The sequence below is a fragment of the Ensifer sp. Root278 genome (genome assembly GCF_001429285.1).
Lineage (GTDB): Bacteria > Pseudomonadota > Alphaproteobacteria > Rhizobiales > Rhizobiaceae > Ensifer.
Genome location: NZ_LMJJ01000040.1, coordinates 839,931 through 855,030 on the forward strand (window position 1 = coordinate 839,931; position 15,100 = coordinate 855,030).

13 protein-coding genes and 1 pseudogene are annotated in these 15,100 nt (G+C 61.7%); 7 read left to right on the forward strand and 7 right to left on the reverse strand.

The annotated features are described in order from the left end of the window. Window positions 1-100 precede the first annotated feature (100 nt). The 3 genes from ASE60_RS25875 to ASE60_RS25880 form a co-directional block, all read right to left on the reverse strand. Window positions 101-391, reverse strand: coding sequence for a hypothetical protein (locus ASE60_RS25875; protein ID WP_057254292.1), 291 nt, complete (start codon window positions 389-391; stop codon window positions 101-103). 156 nt (window positions 392-547) lie between these two features. Continuing rightward, window positions 548-670: a hypothetical protein gene (locus ASE60_RS36110; RefSeq protein ID WP_255570991.1), complete on the reverse strand. Its 123-nt coding sequence runs from the start codon at window positions 668-670 to the stop codon at window positions 548-550. 143 nt (window positions 671-813) lie between these two features. Beyond that, complete coding sequence (locus ASE60_RS25880) at window positions 814-1,197, reverse strand: hypothetical protein (protein ID WP_192494751.1); 384 nt, start codon at window positions 1,195-1,197, stop codon at window positions 814-816. 292 nt (window positions 1,198-1,489) lie between these two features. On the opposite strand from ASE60_RS25880, the gene dusA reads away from it, so the two are divergent. Next, the gene (gene dusA, locus ASE60_RS25885) at window positions 1,490-2,587 is read left to right on the forward strand and encodes a tRNA dihydrouridine(20/20a) synthase DusA (RefSeq protein ID WP_057254294.1); all 1,098 of its coding nucleotides are present in this window, start codon (window positions 1,490-1,492) and stop codon (window positions 2,585-2,587) included. Between the two features lie 268 nt (window positions 2,588-2,855). Here the strand turns inward: dusA and ASE60_RS25890 are convergent, their stop codons facing one another. Then, entirely contained in the window at window positions 2,856-3,068 is a 213-nt protein-coding gene (locus tag ASE60_RS25890; RefSeq protein ID WP_034788487.1) for a cold-shock protein, read from the reverse strand. 664 nt (window positions 3,069-3,732) lie between these two features. On the opposite strand from ASE60_RS25890, the gene ASE60_RS25900 reads away from it, so the two are divergent. After that, window positions 3,733-4,374, forward strand: coding sequence for a J domain-containing protein (locus ASE60_RS25900; protein WP_093232964.1), 642 nt, complete (start codon window positions 3,733-3,735; stop codon window positions 4,372-4,374). 216 nt (window positions 4,375-4,590) lie between these two features. Continuing rightward, window positions 4,591-5,325, forward strand: coding sequence for an LssY C-terminal domain-containing protein (locus ASE60_RS25905; RefSeq protein ID WP_057254299.1), 735 nt, complete (start codon window positions 4,591-4,593; stop codon window positions 5,323-5,325). 58 nt (window positions 5,326-5,383) lie between these two features. Here ASE60_RS25905 and ASE60_RS25910 read toward each other — a convergent pair whose 3' ends face one another. Further along, the gene (locus ASE60_RS25910) at window positions 5,384-6,268 is read right to left on the reverse strand and encodes an NAD(P)-binding domain-containing protein (protein WP_244495703.1); all 885 of its coding nucleotides are present in this window, start codon (window positions 6,266-6,268) and stop codon (window positions 5,384-5,386) included. A 164-nt stretch (window positions 6,269-6,432) separates the two neighbouring features. On the opposite strand from ASE60_RS25910, the gene ASE60_RS25915 reads away from it, so the two are divergent. After that, the gene (locus ASE60_RS25915) at window positions 6,433-6,786 is read left to right on the forward strand and encodes a helix-turn-helix domain-containing protein (RefSeq protein ID WP_244495704.1); all 354 of its coding nucleotides are present in this window, start codon (window positions 6,433-6,435) and stop codon (window positions 6,784-6,786) included. A 636-nt stretch (window positions 6,787-7,422) separates the two neighbouring features. On the opposite strand, the pseudogene tyrS reads toward ASE60_RS25915, so the two are convergent. Next, window positions 7,423-8,686: pseudogene (gene tyrS, locus ASE60_RS25920) on the reverse strand (tyrosine--tRNA ligase). Window positions 8,687-8,994: 308 nt separating this feature from the next. Here tyrS and ASE60_RS34155 point away from each other — a divergent pair. Both ASE60_RS34155 and ASE60_RS34895 read left to right on the forward strand, forming a co-directional pair. Further along, window positions 8,995-9,705 carry an SIR2 family protein gene (locus ASE60_RS34155; RefSeq protein WP_162261327.1) on the forward strand — a complete coding sequence of 237 codons (711 nt, stop codon included), beginning with the start codon at window positions 8,995-8,997 and terminating at the stop codon, window positions 9,703-9,705. Then, a complete protein-coding gene (locus ASE60_RS34895) occupies window positions 9,626-11,197 on the forward strand; it encodes an ATP-binding protein (protein ID WP_156414725.1) in 1,572 nt (523 codons plus the stop codon). The genes ASE60_RS34155 and ASE60_RS34895 overlap by 80 nt, the downstream gene beginning before the upstream one ends. Before the next feature lie 177 nt (window positions 11,198-11,374). Here ASE60_RS34895 and uvrB read toward each other — a convergent pair whose 3' ends face one another. Next, a complete protein-coding gene (uvrB, locus tag ASE60_RS25930; protein ID WP_057254304.1) occupies window positions 11,375-14,320 on the reverse strand; it encodes an excinuclease ABC subunit UvrB in 2,946 nt (981 codons plus the stop codon). A 320-nt stretch (window positions 14,321-14,640) separates the two neighbouring features. Between uvrB and ASE60_RS25935 the strand changes: the two genes are divergently transcribed. Continuing rightward, window positions 14,641-15,100, forward strand: a 460-nt coding sequence (locus ASE60_RS25935) for a FecR domain-containing protein (protein WP_200964207.1), incomplete at its 3' end; no start/stop codon positions are given.

Consider the following 15,100-nt stretch of genomic DNA (forward strand, 5'->3'; position numbering starts at 1 on the left):
CCTGGACAGCGACCGCTGGCATCTCGATAGACGCGCGGCGCTGTAATCGCCTTCGGTCGCTTCTGTCAAGTCCAGGAAGCGGTGGTGACGGCGGATCGCGTCACGCGTCGTGCCGCGCGGGCGGGCCTGCGAAGTAGAGAAAGAGATTGGCGGACGCCTGCGCGCCGGCCATCGCCGCTTCGCCAAAAGAGCTCGCATCCGTTTCGTTCTGCCAGGCGGCCTTGAGATCGGCGAGGCAATTGGCGATGGAATCGACGATCGCCTGCTTGTCTTCGGCCTGCATGACGAGAGCCGCAACCGTCGCATTCAGGATCGAGAGTTGCCCGAGCTGGGCGGCGTCGCCATGGAGGAGCAGCTCTTCTGCGCTCATTTCGTCCGGGGATTTCGACATCGCGTGATTCCTTCGCTTGCTGGTTGCGGCGAAAGGCGATCAATTCCCGACGAAGAAGGCAAGTTGGCCGGAGTTCGGCAAGCGGTTCGGTCCGGCGTTGGTTCTTCGAATACAGGCAGGCGGCCTTCGCCGCCTGCCTCACCCAAAAGGGGTATCTCAGAAGATGCTGCCGGCCACTGCCGCGGCAACCGTGGCGGCCAGCGCCGCCAGAAGGAACGCTGCCCCTATGACGGTCGCTATTGTCCGCCGGCGCCGTGCGCCGCTCCAATCGTAGCTCATGTCTTCGCTCCGACGACGATCATGTCAAAGCGGAACAATCGGAGATTCTGCTTAACAAAATGGAAACCAGATTGCCGGCGGGGGGACCGGAGGGCGAGCGCTCCTCGCTGAGGCGCTCTGCCGCGGCTGGAGTGGTGATCCCATCAGCTCCGCATCGAGCGGAGTTCTGGGAAGTCGTACCAGCGCAGTCGCTTGTCGCTGCAGCGGGAATCGTACGAGCTCGAGTCGACGATCTTCCCATCGCGCAAGGCATAACCGCCGACCTGCAATACCTCCTGGATCCGGGTTTCCCTGAAGCGGACACAGAAGGCGTAGATCTTGGCTTCGGGACTGAGCAAGACCACACTCGATATCTCGGCCATCTTGAACTGGGCGCCCTTGGCGTCGATGGCCCGCATCACTGCAACATACTCCTTGCGCACCGCTGCCGACGGCGGTTTTTGCGACGCCACAACGGAGTCCGGCGCCGGCGGCTGGCAGCCCGAAAGCGCAAGAGCAGCCAGTGCGAGAGAGAGGTATTTCAGCATTCGTTGTTCCCCATGTGTCGTTGCCGCGCAGGTTGTACCCGGCGCGTCGTGCGGCTGCAATATCAATCGGATAGGGGCCGTCATGCGGCTATCACCGCATTGCAGGGGGGCGAGAATCGGGGGCTGGGCCGTGTCGTTCGACACGGTCTCGCATTCTTCGGCGTTGCGCTGTATAAGGCGCCGTCCCATCTGGGGGCTTTGGCGCCAATCGGGCGCCAGTGCTGCAAATCTGCCGTGAGTGCTACAGTGTAGCGCCGGCGCGCAAAACCAGAATAACGAGAGCTGATCGAGCATGGCAGAAGGCCGCGCACAGCCCGGAAATCCGGGCAACCGTCACTATTTCAACGCACCGGTCTTTGCCGTGGCGCCTATGATCGATTGGACGGACAGGCACTACCGGTTCTTTGCTCGGCAACTGTCGCGGCATGCGCTGCTCTATACCGAGATGATCGTCGCCGATGCGATCCTGCGCGGCGACAAGCAGAAGCTGCTTGGCTTTGATGCTTCCGAGCGTCCGGTCGCGCTTCAGCTTGGCGGCAGCGATCCCCGGAAGATGGCGGAAGCGGCTGTTATCGCCGAAGACTTCGGCTACGACGAGATCAACATGAATGTCGGCTGCCCGTCGGACCGGGTGCAATCCGGCACCTTCGGCGCCTGCCTGATGCAGGAACCGGAGACGGTGGCTGCCTGCGTTGCGGCGATGAAGGCGGCGGTGAAGATCCCGGTCACGGTCAAATGCCGCATCGGCGTCGACGATCAGGACCCGGAAGTGGCCTTGCGAGCACTGGTTTCGCGGGTCGTCGACGCTGGCACGGATGCCGTCTGGGTGCATGCGCGCAAGGCCTGGCTGCAGGGCCTGAGCCCGAAGGAGAACCGCGAGATCCCGCCGCTCGACTATGGTCTCGTGCATCGGCTGAAGCAGGAAAATCCCAATCTTTTCATCGGCATCAATGGCGGCCTTCAAACGTTGAGTCAGGCGCTTGAGCAGTTGCAGCATCTGGATGGCGTGATGCTCGGCCGTGCGGCCTATCACGACAGCGCCATGCTGACGGCGGCGGATGGGCATTTCCCGCATCCGCTGACCGGGGCGGCGCCGGTGATGCAGGAAGCCAACGCCTTCTCCGAGCGCGGCCATCGCTTCGATCTCGATTTCTGGGCGGATGTTCGTGACGTGATGGCGGACTACGCCGCCGCGCATATCGCCAATGGCGGCCGCCTGATCCATGTGACGCGCCATATGATCGGTCTGTTCCAGGGGTGGCCGGGCGCGCGGCGCTATCGGCAGTTGCTTTCCGCCGACGCGACGCGCAAGGGCGCCGGGCCCGAAGTGATCCACGCTGCCTTCGACGCGGTGTTCGAGGCCATGGCGGCCAAGCAGGCGGCGGAATAGCGTCGGCTGGCGCTTGAAGTTTCTTCCCTCATTCCTGTGCTTGTCACAGGAATCCAGCAGCGCCGCGTCTGCGGCGCAGAAGAGGACAGAGGTCAATTGTCGTTGGGGGAGGTCTCGCCGCGCCGACGCGCGGCGGCTGGATGCCTGTGACAAGCACAGGCATGAGGGGATCAGAAGTCGTGCCTTCCAAAACCTCGTGCCCCCAAACGAAAACGGCGCCCCCTGCGGAGCGCCGTTTCCAAATGAATGTCCGACCGGACGATCCGGCTTAGGCAGCCTGGATGTTGACGGCCTTCGGGCCCTTGCCCATGCGATCCGGCTCGGTGTCGAAGGTGACCTGCTGGCCATCCTTGAGCGTTGCGAGGCCAGCGGCCTGAACGGCGGAGATGTGTACGAACACGTCCTTCGCGCCGCCATCCGGCGTGATGAAGCCGAAGCCCTTGTCCTGGTTGAAGAATTTTACGATGCCCTTGGTGGCCATGGAAGAAGTCCTTTTCCTTCAGTCAATTTGCGTTGCCCGCGCCCCCGAGGGGATGTGGGCATCTCGTCTTCCGCTTGCAAGCGGAAAGGCGTCGAGTGGTCACGATATCGGGGAAAAGACGTCTACGGTGCCGATGCCGGCGGTCCGGCACGAAGCCGGGCGCAGTTGAAAGTCCAGTCTCCGGGATAGAAATCGCCCGAACGGCGCAAGAAGTGACAGGATTTGCAGAAAAAGGCAAGCGCCTTGTACGACGCATCAAGGCGCGGAGTGTCAGGCTTTGCAAGGCTTTGGCCGATTTCTCGCCACTCCATTCACGCCTCCGGCAGAAAAATCGGGGACGGTCCGTTTCTCGACACAATTTCGTCCCGACCGCGACCGAACGTGCGCGCCGCCGACGGGGCCGGTCGCGGATCGCAGCGGATGCTGTCGTTGCGCTTGGCCGCGTGCCTAAGGCTTGCACATCCTCGGGATAACGCGCAGGCTTTACCGAAGGTTGGTTCCGTCTTCGCTGGCGATGGCGTAGCCACTGGCAAAGGCGACGGGCCGACATTCCGCCTGGAGCGGACGAAGGTCGCCTAGCCTGGACGATTAAGTCGCCTTGGCCGGGCGATAACCGGGAAGACTGGGCGAAGTGTCGCCCAGAGGGCGAAGTGTCGCCCAGAGAATGCGCCGGCTGGCTCGACCGGGTGGCGGAAATGACAGACGAAGTGGGGACAGCGTGATCGACCCTTACGAATTGCTTGGACTGGAACGCGACGCCGACAATCAGGCGATCCGCAGCGCCTATCGCAAGGCGGCGAAATCCGCGCATCCGGATTCCGGCGGCGATCCCGAACAGTTTGCGCGGCTGCAGGTGGCCTATGAGCTGCTCAAGGATCCCGTGCGCCGCAAGGTCTATGACGACACCGGCTACGATCCGCAGCTCGCCGATCCGCGCGACCTCAAGGGGCTGATGATGCTGGAAACGCTGGTCAACGAGTTCATTCTCGACGAGCGCGAGCCCGGAACCTTCGATCCTGTCGCCGCCATGCGGCGCAAGCTCTCCGACGATATCGTCAAGAGCCGCTTCCATATTCTCGAGCTCGAGCGTCACCGCGCCCGCGTGCGCAAGCACCTCGACCGCCTCGGCCGCCGGCCGGAGACCGACGTGCTCGGCTCGATGCTGCGCGCCCGCTCGCGGTCAATCGCCGAGGCGATCAAGAATGCCGACGAGCAGATCAAGACGATAGAGCAGGCCTATGAGATGCTGGAAGGCTACAGCTACGAGTTGGAGGCGCTGGAGATGAAGGCGCACGCGGCGGAGTAAGGCGCCGCCTCGGGCGCTGTCGCGTTCGTTCTGGCTTTGCGACGAAAGGCATGGCCGCGCCTGATATGCGGCTGCCGGCTCCCTGATCGCCGATCCTGCTGTCGGCGGCGTTCGCCTACGCGCCGCCGCTGTGCAGCGGCTTCTGTCGGTGTCATAGTCTGCGTCTGTCCCGGGTGGCCGGGACCTCCGCCATAGCCTGGAGCGAAGGAGAGTGGCATGAGCCGTCGCTTGAACATGCGCGTTGCCTTTCTTCTTCTGGGGATCGTGCTCGCCGCCTACCTCGCGGTCAGCTACTTCCTGGTCCCGGAGCTATGGCTCTTCCACGATGACCGCCGGAAGGTTCCGCTCAATCCCATGGTGACATCGACGGAGCAGGGCATTCCCGGTGATCCGATCAATGTCGGGCTGGTCGGCTCCAAGGAGCAGATCATCCGCGCCTTTAACGCCGCAGGCTGGGATGCTGCCGACAAGGTCACGCCGCGATCGTCCGTCGATATAGGCCTCAGCGTCGTGCTCGACCGCCCGGATCTCGATGCACCTGTCAGTCCGCTGTTCTACGAGGGTCGCGAGCAGGATCTGGCCTTCGAAAAGCCGGTCGGCCGCAGCGCCGACCAGCGCAACCATGTGCGCTTCTGGCAGACCGCGACGCCTGCGGAGGGCGGTGGCCCGCTCTGGCTCGGTTCGGCGAGCTTCGACCGCGGCGTGGGCTTGAGCCACGACACCGGCCAGATCACCCACCACATCGGCCCCGATCTCGATGCCGAACGCGATCTGGTGATCGGCGACCTCAAGAAGGCGGGGCAGGTTTCGTCGACCTATGAAATCCCCGGCGTCGGTGCCACCAAGACCGGCCGCAACGGCGGCGGCGACCCCTATTTCACCGACGGCAAGGCTTTGGTCGGTGTGCTCGGGCCGGCAGCAGTGGGCAGCGGCGCGGGGATTGCCAAGTGAGGCTCGGCGGCTCGTGCTGCCTCGCCTTGTGGAGCCAGCCCCCAGCGCGCCTTTCGACTTACGCCGGCTGCCCCATGAACTGCGACAGCGATGCGAAATCGTCGTGCAGGTGGCCGGCCTCGATCGCCCGGCGGAAGATCGCCTCGTATCCCCCAGTGATCGTGCGGTCGATGCCGCGGGCTTCCATCAGGTCGACCAAATGGTGAAACGCGCTGTAATGCGGCGATACGGACGAGAGCGTTTCGGCATCAGCGTCATAGCGCCCGGCGGCGCTGCGTTTGATGAGGTCGGAGACGAGCCCCTCGACCACCGGCGCCGTCGCCGTCCATTGTCTTGCCAGCACGCCGAGATCGATCGCCTCGGCCCGGCAAACGGCGATCGACTGCAGCGCACCGAACAATGCGCCCCACATCAGCGCCAGCACGGCGCTGTCGAGCGCATTGGCGAGGCCCGGATCCTCGCCGATGAACTGGACATTGCCGCCGAGGGCGCCGAGCACGTTACGGCCTTCCTCGAAAACAGCTGAAGGACCGGAGACAAGCAGCGTGCCCGCTTCGGTGCCGATGAAGTCCGGCGTCGCCAGGATCGCGCCGTCGAGATAGCGGGCACCCTGCCGCTGCGCCCAGCCGTGCGCCTCGCGGCCACCATCCGGCGTGCCTGACGTGAGTTCGATGATCAGTCTGCCCTCGAGGGCACCGGCGACCTCCTTGTCGCGCAGAAGGCTTTGCGTCGCCTGGTAGTCGCTGACATTGACGATGACGACCTCAGATGCGGCGACCGCATTGCGCACGCTTGCCGCCACCTCGGCCCCGGCGGCAGCGAGCGGCGCCGCCTTTGCCGGCGTGCGGTTCCACACCGTCGTCGGGTGCCCGGCCTTGAGAAGCGCATGCGCCAGCGCCGATCCCATGCGCCCCATTCCCAATACGCTGATTGCAGGTTGCATTCCCAGTCTCCATATCCATGGCGCGGGAAGGGCGCCTGCACCCTTATCCCGCCCTGATTTCCACAGCGACGCGGTTGTCGTCGCGGTTCAGACGTAAGGTGGGCGGCCCGGGTCGCAATACGCACCGGATGGTAAGTGCTTACCGCGACGTAAGGGAGGATGATGTGACGACAGCAATGGAAAACTGCGGCTTTGCAACTGCGCTCAGGGCGATCGAGGGAAAGTGGAAGGTCGATATTCTCTGCGAACTCGGCAAGGCCGCCCGCCGCTTCGGCCGCCTGCGCCAGGCGATCCCTTTAATCAGCGAGAAGATGCTGGCGCAGCAGTTGCGTGAATTGGAGGCCGATGGCCTCGTCAGCCGCACCACCTATCCGGAAATCCCGCCAAAGGTGGTGTACGCGCTGACCGAACGCGGCGCGGCGCTGAACGTGGCGGCGGCGGCTCTCTGCAAGTGGGGCGAGGAGTTTGGCGGCGATGACGAGGTGCGGCCGGAGGCGAGGGTGGTTGCTGCGGTCTGACCGGCGGTAGCGTCGCCCGGGTGAAACAGTGGCGGCACCCGCAAGCGCGCGCGCCTTTGGGCACGCCCTTATGACCGCGCCCTTGTGTCCACGCCCCTGAGCACCTCCCTCCGGAGCGGCGATCTTAGCGGTCACAGCCCGCTCGACCCTCATCTCTGTGCTTGTCACAGAGATCCAGCAGCCGCACGTCCGCGCGGCGGGGTATGCCGAGCCGGTACGCTGGGTGCTCGCGCATTCGGGGCAACGCATCCCCTCGCGCCGCCGATTCGGCGCGGCTGGATTCCTGTGACAAGCACAGGAATGAGCAAGGTGGTACGCGGCCGCGGCACTTCGTCAGATGCCGTTGTGACGTCGAATCCTGTGGCTCTGGGTGCCCGAGATTTCCTGCGCCTGCGGAATTTTCATCCCTGGCATCCGGTTCCCTTGGGGGCAACGATCTTCGTAGCGGCAATCCTGTCCACCCTCATCTCTGTGCTTGTCACAGAGATCCAGCCGCCGCGCGTCCGCGCGGCGAGAGATCCCGAGCCATAACGAAGACTTTCTCGTATTGGTCGGCGCATCCCCCCGCCGCAGCGCGGCAGGGGGATGCCTGTGACAGGCATGGGAATGCGGGCGGTGGGACGCGTGATCGCTGCGCTACTTCACCACGGCATGGCGCTTGCGGCCAAGCGAGAGCCGAACCGGATGCTCGCCGAGTGAGACGATTGTCTCTGCATCCTCAACGACTTCTCCGTCCAGGCGCACACCGCGCCCGGCGATTGCCCGCCGTGCCTCGCCCTTCGATGAGGCCAGTCCTGCCCGTACCACGAGGTCAACGAGACCTATGCCCTTCAGGCGCTCGGCATCGCTCAGCACGACCGTCGGCAACCCCTCGGCCGCTTCACCTCCGCCGAATGCCTGCCGCGCCGTCGCCTGCGCCCGCCGGACTGCGTCTGCTCCATGCGCCAGCGCCGTTGCCTCATTGGCGAGGCGCTCCTTGACCACGTTCAGGTCCGCGCCCTCGGCGCGACCCAGCCTTTCGATCTCGTCGAGCGGCAGATCGGTGAAGAGTTTGAGGAAGCGCACCACCGTCGGCATCCTCGACGTTACGCCAGAACTGCCAGTAGTCGTAGGGCGACAGACGGTCCTCGTTCACCCAGATGGCGCCGGCCGCGGTCTTGCCCATCTTGACGCCCGATGCCGTCGTCAGCAGCGGCGTGGTCATGCCGAAGACTTCCGCGCCCTCGATCCGCCGCACCAGATCGACGCCACCAACGATATTGCCCCATTGGTCGCCGCCGCCGAGCTGCAGCCGGCAGCCGGTGCGGCGAAACAGTTCGAGGAAATCGACCGCCTGCAGGATCATGTAGTTGAACTCGAGGAAGCTCAGGTTCTCCTGCTGTTCCAGCCGCGTTTTCACGCTGTCGAAGGAGAGCATGCGGTTGACGGAGAAGTGTTTGCCGACGTCCCGGAGCATGTCGATCCAGGCCATCCGGTCCAGCCAATCGGCATTGTTGACCATGACAGCATCGGTCGGGCCGTCGCCGAAGGTCAGCAACCGCTCGAACACTTTGCGGATGCCGGCGATATTGGCCGCGATCTCATTCTCCGACAGCATTGGCCGTGCCGCCGAGCGAAAGCTCGGATCGCCGATCCGCGTCGTGCCGCCGCCGATCAGCACGATCGGCTTGTGCCCGGCCTGCTGCAGCCGGCGAAGCGCCATGATCGGCAAGAGATGGCCGACATGCAGGCTGTCCGCCGTCGCATCGAAGCCGGCGTAGACAGGCACGATGCCGGCCGCAAAGGCGCGATCGACGCCCTCAAGGTCCGTCACCTGGTTGACATAGCCGCGCTCGAGCAGCGTCCCGGTGATCGTCGAGCGCGGCTCAAAGGCGTCAGTGGGATTGTCGGAAATTGTCATTAGAGCTCTCCATGGCATTGCCGCCAGGGAGCACCGAACAAAACAAAGCCGCCTGACGGCGGCTTGTTTCAAGACATGATCGAAACGCGCCGCTCCCTATGGGGACGTCGCATAATAGATGGCAGCGATGAGCGCGGTTTTGATCATGCTGTGGTTGTAGCGAGGAATGGGGGAGGCGGCAAGGGTGGGGATCGTGGCCGTGTAGAGTTGTATTTTTCGGCAATTCAATCTTTATATGCACGCCGTAATCGGTAGTGTACCTGATAGATTTGACAATTTACAGTCGGAATTGGGTGGAGGTTTTTGCGGTGTCGTTTGTCAAAATTAGCAATGAGCAACATGATGCATTTGTGTCGTCCCTTAAGGCAGGTCAGTATAATTTGCTATTGGGTGCCGGTGTTAGCCTTGATTCCGAAAATAGTATCGGGAAGCTGCCGTCTGGAACCACTCTTCGCGACGAATTATGTGATTTGAAGGGTGTTTCGAAGAACAAATCTCTTCAAAAAGTTTTCGCACTTCTCAGTGAATCCGAAGTTGATCAATACATTACAAAAAGGTTCTCTGGATGCACCGCAGGCGCGACGCTATCGACTCTCTCAACGTTCGTTTGGCGCCGAGCATTTACTTGGAATATCGATGACGCGTTGGAGGCAGCTTATCGATTAAAAGGTGCGAAGCAGAAACTTGTGACAGCACATTTTCGCGACGACTACAACGATGAGCGGGTTCTTTCCGATTTGCTTCTGGTCAAGCTACATGGCTCTGTGACGCACGCTTCGAAAGGTTACGTCTTTGCACGGGACGAATACATACAAGTAATGAAAGAGAACAGTCCTTGGATGACTGTTCTCTCGCAGTTTCTCACCAACGGAATCCAGAAATATTCTTCCCGAAAAGATAACTGGTGCAGAAGCTCTGGCATTCTATTCCGATTTCGAGTTGGTTCCGTCGAGCCAAAGGCCCCAGGAATCCGCGTCGAGGTTCTTCTACGGGCACGCTCCAGAATGGTCGGATTTTGAATCTGGGTTTGATGTCAGTCGCTCGATAACATCCTCCATTATTAATGATGTCGAAAATCTGCTAAATAATACAGTAGAAGAGAGCAGAATTATTATTCTGACAGATGAGCCTGGCACCGGAAAGACAACTGTCGTCAGAAGAGTTGCTTTTGAGATATCTAGAAGAGGAATTCACACCCTGGTGTGCTCTGCATTGAGTCGGTTGGAGTATGATAAGACATTAAGCATTGTTGACGGTATAGAAGGTGCACTCTTAATAGTTGTTGATAATTTTGCAAACCAAGTGTCCCCGTTTGCTGAAATTGTATCAAAAACTCCGAAAAAAGATCTAGTCGTTCTTGCTTCAGAGAGAGGGTACAGAAATAGATACTTATTTCAGAGCTTGTCCGGCGTCCCTTATCATCGCGCTGCGGCGCTAAAGATGCGTGCGGTCGATGTTGAGGCTATAGTTGAGCGGTATACAGAGTTAGGCATTGTCGGAACGTCACGTGCAATCAGAGATCTAAACGGCTTTATAAAATCAGCCGCTGATGATCCGATGGCGGTTGTATGTTGCAGGGTCCTCAACGACTTCAGGCCGCTCGACAGAATTGCCTTCGACTTGATGGAGGAATGCAACGAAGTTGATCAAAACAGATATCTGATAGCGGCCCTTTCTCAGCATTGTTTCGGCGGTGGCGTTCGTCACGAGATTCTCTCTAGTATTCTCGGATCCCAGGGATACAGAGAGCAGCTTAGCAAAGAGCATGCACTGCCTTTGTCATATTATGACCGTCGTACGAATACGCATGTCGTACCGCAGAATTCTACGATCGCGATGCGTATTCTCGACAATATGTCGAAGCGCGATCCGCGCCGACTTCTGGATATTTTTACTAGGCTCGCAATTACACTTGCACCACGCGTAAACCGAAAAGCGATTAAACAGCGCAGTTCTGAAGCACGATTGGCGAGCCGCTTATTCGATTTTGACTCTGTGGTCGACGGCATACTGGGAGACTTGGCCCCTGCGTTTTATGAGGCGACCCAAAAAGCGTGGCAGTGGAACTCGCGATACTGGGAGCAGGTGGCGCTCATGAATGTTTCGCGTCACAATAGCTCAGGCGTTCGTGGAATGACTGAATACTTGGACTCGGCAGTCCAAAACGCGAGACATGCTGCGTCCATCGAAAATCATCCGCTGCCACTAACCACACTAAGTAAAATATTGTTTATTCAGATGGTTGTCCCGGGGTACTCGAGAGTAGGCGCATTCAACGAAGCTTTTGACTGTTCAGACCGCGCAATCAAGATTGAAAAAAGCTGGGCGCGGAAGTCGGTGCACCCGTATGTTACCATGTTCCGCGGAGCGCGAGAGTATCTAGAGCGCGGCGGTGTGATGTCGAGCACGCAGATGCAGCGTGTTCGCGACCTTTTGCTCGAAGCAGAGAAACTTTTCCCAAAGGATCATGAGGTTGGGGACAATTTGCGCAATCTTAGAGCTTTGATTTAGCTTGCAGCCGCCCCGGACCGACTATCTTCTGAGCAGAGGGGGTGTCTTGCCGGAGGAGGAGGGCTTCTCCCTCTCTATCCTGCGAGACATCTCCCCACAACGCACTGGGCTCGCCCTTGCTTGGCAGTTTGCCGTCTTCCGAGCGCGGGCACCGAGTCGTTGTCTTTCCTGATTTGCCTACCGCCCCGGCCGTCCCGTCTTGCCCTTCTGCCGCTTCTCGTCCACCGGATCCTCATAGGACCCGACGCCCGGTTTCGCGCGGGTGAGGATCGGTTTTTCCGGGACGTGGCCGATCACCGGCTTTTCGGTGCGGCCGACGGTCATTTCGTCCAGAGTGTTCCTGCGGAACAGGGACCGGTCCGAGCCGGCCGGCGTCGCGACGTCGCGGCCCATGTCGTCGAGGGCCGGTTTCTGGAAGAGAGACTTGTCGTCCGTGGTCTTGGATCCTCGGGTCGATCCTCGGGTTGAACCCGAGGACGAGGATGACGGAGAAGATGGAGATGCCGACGAGGAGGCGCCCTTGCGGCCCTCCTGCGACCTTGCCTCTTCCCGTGCCATCGGGTCGTCCATGGCGGCGAGTTCGGCGGCCTTGAGGCGCTTGATCTCGTCGCGCAGGCGGGCGGCCTTTTCGAAGTCGAGGTCGGCGGCGGCGTCGCGCATCTGTTTTTCCAGCGCGTTGAGGTGCGCCTGCAGGTTGTTGCCGACGAGGTGGCCACCGTCGGCGAAACCCTTGCCGGCGACGCCGGAGATGTCGGCTCGGACGTGGTCCTTCTCGTAGACCGAGTCGAGAATGTCGGAGATCTTCGCCTTCACCGATTCCGGGGTGATTCCGTTGGCCTCGTTGAAGGCCATCTGCTTTTCGCGCCGGCGGCTGGTCTCGTCCATGGCGCGCTGCATCGAGCCGGTGATCTGGTCGGCATAGAGGATGACCTTGCCGTCGACGTTACGGGCGGCGCGGCCGATGGTCTGCACCAGCGACGTCTCGGAACGCAGGAAACCTTCCTTGTCGGCATCGAGAATGGCGACGAAGCCGCATTCGGGAATGTCGAGGCCTTCGCGCAGAAGGTTGATGCCGACGAGCACGTCGAAAGCACCCAAGCGCAGGTCGCGGATGATCTCGATGCGCTCCAGCGTGTCGATGTCGGAGTGCATGTAGCGCACGCGAATGCCCTGTTCGTGCAGGTATTCGGTGAGGTCTTCGGCCATGCGCTTGGTGAGCACGGTGACGAGCGTGCGGTAGCCGGCGGCGGCCGTCTCGCGGATTTCGCCAAGCACGTCGTCGACCTGGGTTTTCGCCGAGCGCACTTCCACCGGCGGGTCGATCAGGCCGGTCGGGCGGATGACCTGTTCGGCAAAGACGCCGCCGGATTGTTCCAGTTCCCAGGAGCCGGGGGTGGCCGAAACAGCGATCGTGTCCGGGCGCATCGCGTCCCATTCCTCGAAGCGCAAGGGGCGGTTGTCCATGCAGGAAGGCAGGCGGAAGCCGTATTCGGCCAGCGTCGCCTTGCGGCGGAAGTCGCCGCGATACATGCCGCCGATCTGGCTGACGGAGACGTGGCTCTCGTCGATGAACAGCAGCGCGTTGTCGGGGATGTATTCGAACAGCGTCGGCGGCGGCTCGCCGGGATTGCGGCCGGTGAGGTAGCGCGAATAGTTCTCGATGCCGGCGCAGGAGCCGGTCGCCTCCAGCATCTCGATATCGTAGCGGGTGCGCTGCTCCAGCCGCTGGGCTTCGAGCAGGCGGCCGCCTTTTTCCAGTTCGGCCAGGCGATGCACCAGCTCTTCCTTGATCGCCTTGATGGCGCCGTTCAGCGTCGGGCGCGGGGTGACATAGTGCGAGTTGGCGTAGATTTTCACCGATTTCAGATCACCGGTCTTCTGGCCGGTCAGCGGGTCGAACTCGGTGATCGCATCGATCTCGTCGCCGAACATGGAGATGCGCCAGGCGGCATCTTCCAGGTGGGCCGGAAAAATCTCGATGGTATCCCCGCGCACGCGAAAAGAGCCGCGCTGGAAATCCATGTCGCGGCGCTTGTACTGCTGCGCCACCAGGTCGGCGAGTAGTTGCCGCTGGTCGAGCCGGTCGCCGACGCTCATCTGGAAGGTCATGGCGGTATAGGTCTCGACCGAGCCGATACCGTAGATGCACGAGACAGACGCGACGATGATGCAGTCGTCGCGCTCCAGCAGCGAGCGGGTGGCCGAGTGGCGCATGCGGTCGATCTGCTCGTTGATCGAGGATTCCTTCTCGATGAAGGTATCCGAGCGCGGCACGTAGGCTTCCGGCTGGTAGTAGTCGTAGTAGGAGACGAAGTACTCGACCGCGTTGTTGGGAAAGAAGTTCTTGAACTCGGAATAGAGCTGCGCGGCCAGCGTCTTGTTGGGCGCGAGGATGACGGCGGGACGTTGCGTCGCCTCGATTACCTTGGCCATGGTGAAGGTCTTGCCGGAACCGGTGACGCCGAGCAGCACCTGGCTGCGCTCGCCGGAGGTCAGGCCCTCGACCAGATCGGCGATCGCCGTCGGCTGGTCGCCGGCCGGCTCGTAATCGGAGACCATCTGGATCTCGACGCCGCCTTCGGATTTCGGCGGTCGGGCAGGGCGGTGCGGCGTCCAGAGCTTGCCGTCCTTGAACAGTGGGTTGCCGCTTTCGATCAGCGCCGACAGCGCCTCCACCGTGGCGGTGACGCCCGACTTGGCCGTCAGCCTGTCGGCGTCTTCGAGCGACACGTCGAGGCCGGCGACCGGATTGAGGCCGGCGGCGGCGCGCGTCTTCGGGTCGGTCGAGCCGCCCATCGACGTGCCGCGCGCGGACTTGCTGCCAACGATCTCGACCTTGCCCCTCTTCCCGGCCTTCTTCGGCTGTGCTTCGTCATCCGCACCCGCGGCCTTGCGCGCCGCCTTCGAGGCGGCGATCTCCACCGTCTTGCGGTGCTTGCCGGCCTTGGAGGCGATCTGACGCTGGGTTTCGAAAGCGGAGGCTTCCGCATCCGCCTCGAGCTGCTTCACCCAATCCGAGACGTTGCCGCCGAGCGGCGTGCCGGACAAGGGCGCCTGCGGCGCTTCTTCGAAACCGGACGGCGTGGAGGGCTTCGGCGGGGCATTCTTCGGAGCTTTGGTCATGGCGGGGAATATGGCGAGAGTCCGGTCGAAAGAAAAGGGGCGAGTGAGTACAAAAAGGCAACATTTCGCAGTGCTTCGGCGACAACTTTGCACGCGAAACGGCAGGGGCGTGGCGTTGAATTTGCGGACGACTGGGCGCCGAACGAGTGGCAGCGCCACCACTCGGGCCGACGGCCGGGTCACGCTTGCCTCAACCGCGACGAGCCGGACTGGCTCGTTGATATAACTCTTACGGTTGCGATGTGCCGTTACGTTACTCCAATTGGGCGACAAGACATAAATCCCTGCAGCGTGGTAACAATAACACTTTGGAGGGTGCCATGTTCTACTTGCGTGGCGCCGCACTCATCTCGATTTGTGCTGCGTTTTGCCAACCGCTTCCTGTCAGCGCTGCCGAACCTGTCGGTCAGGCGGTGCAGATTCGCACGTCAGTCAGCGGCGCACGCGGTCCGATCGCGGTCAAGGACCCGGTCTACAAGGACGAACGGATTTCGACATCGAAGTCCGGTCTCGGCCAGTTCGTCTTCCAGGATGGCACCAAGCTTGCGGTCGGCTGGGGTTCGTCCGTGGTCATCGACAAATTCGTCTATGATGATGCCAAGTCGGTGAAGAAACTGACGATCATGGCCGCGAAGGGCACGTTCCGCTGGATCAGCGGCAAGTCCGGGCACTCCGCCTATGAAATCGTCACGCCGGCCGGCACGATCGGCGTTCGCGGCACCGCCTTCGATTTTTATGTCGGCCGCGACGGCACCACCGCCGTCGTGCTGCTCAGCGGCG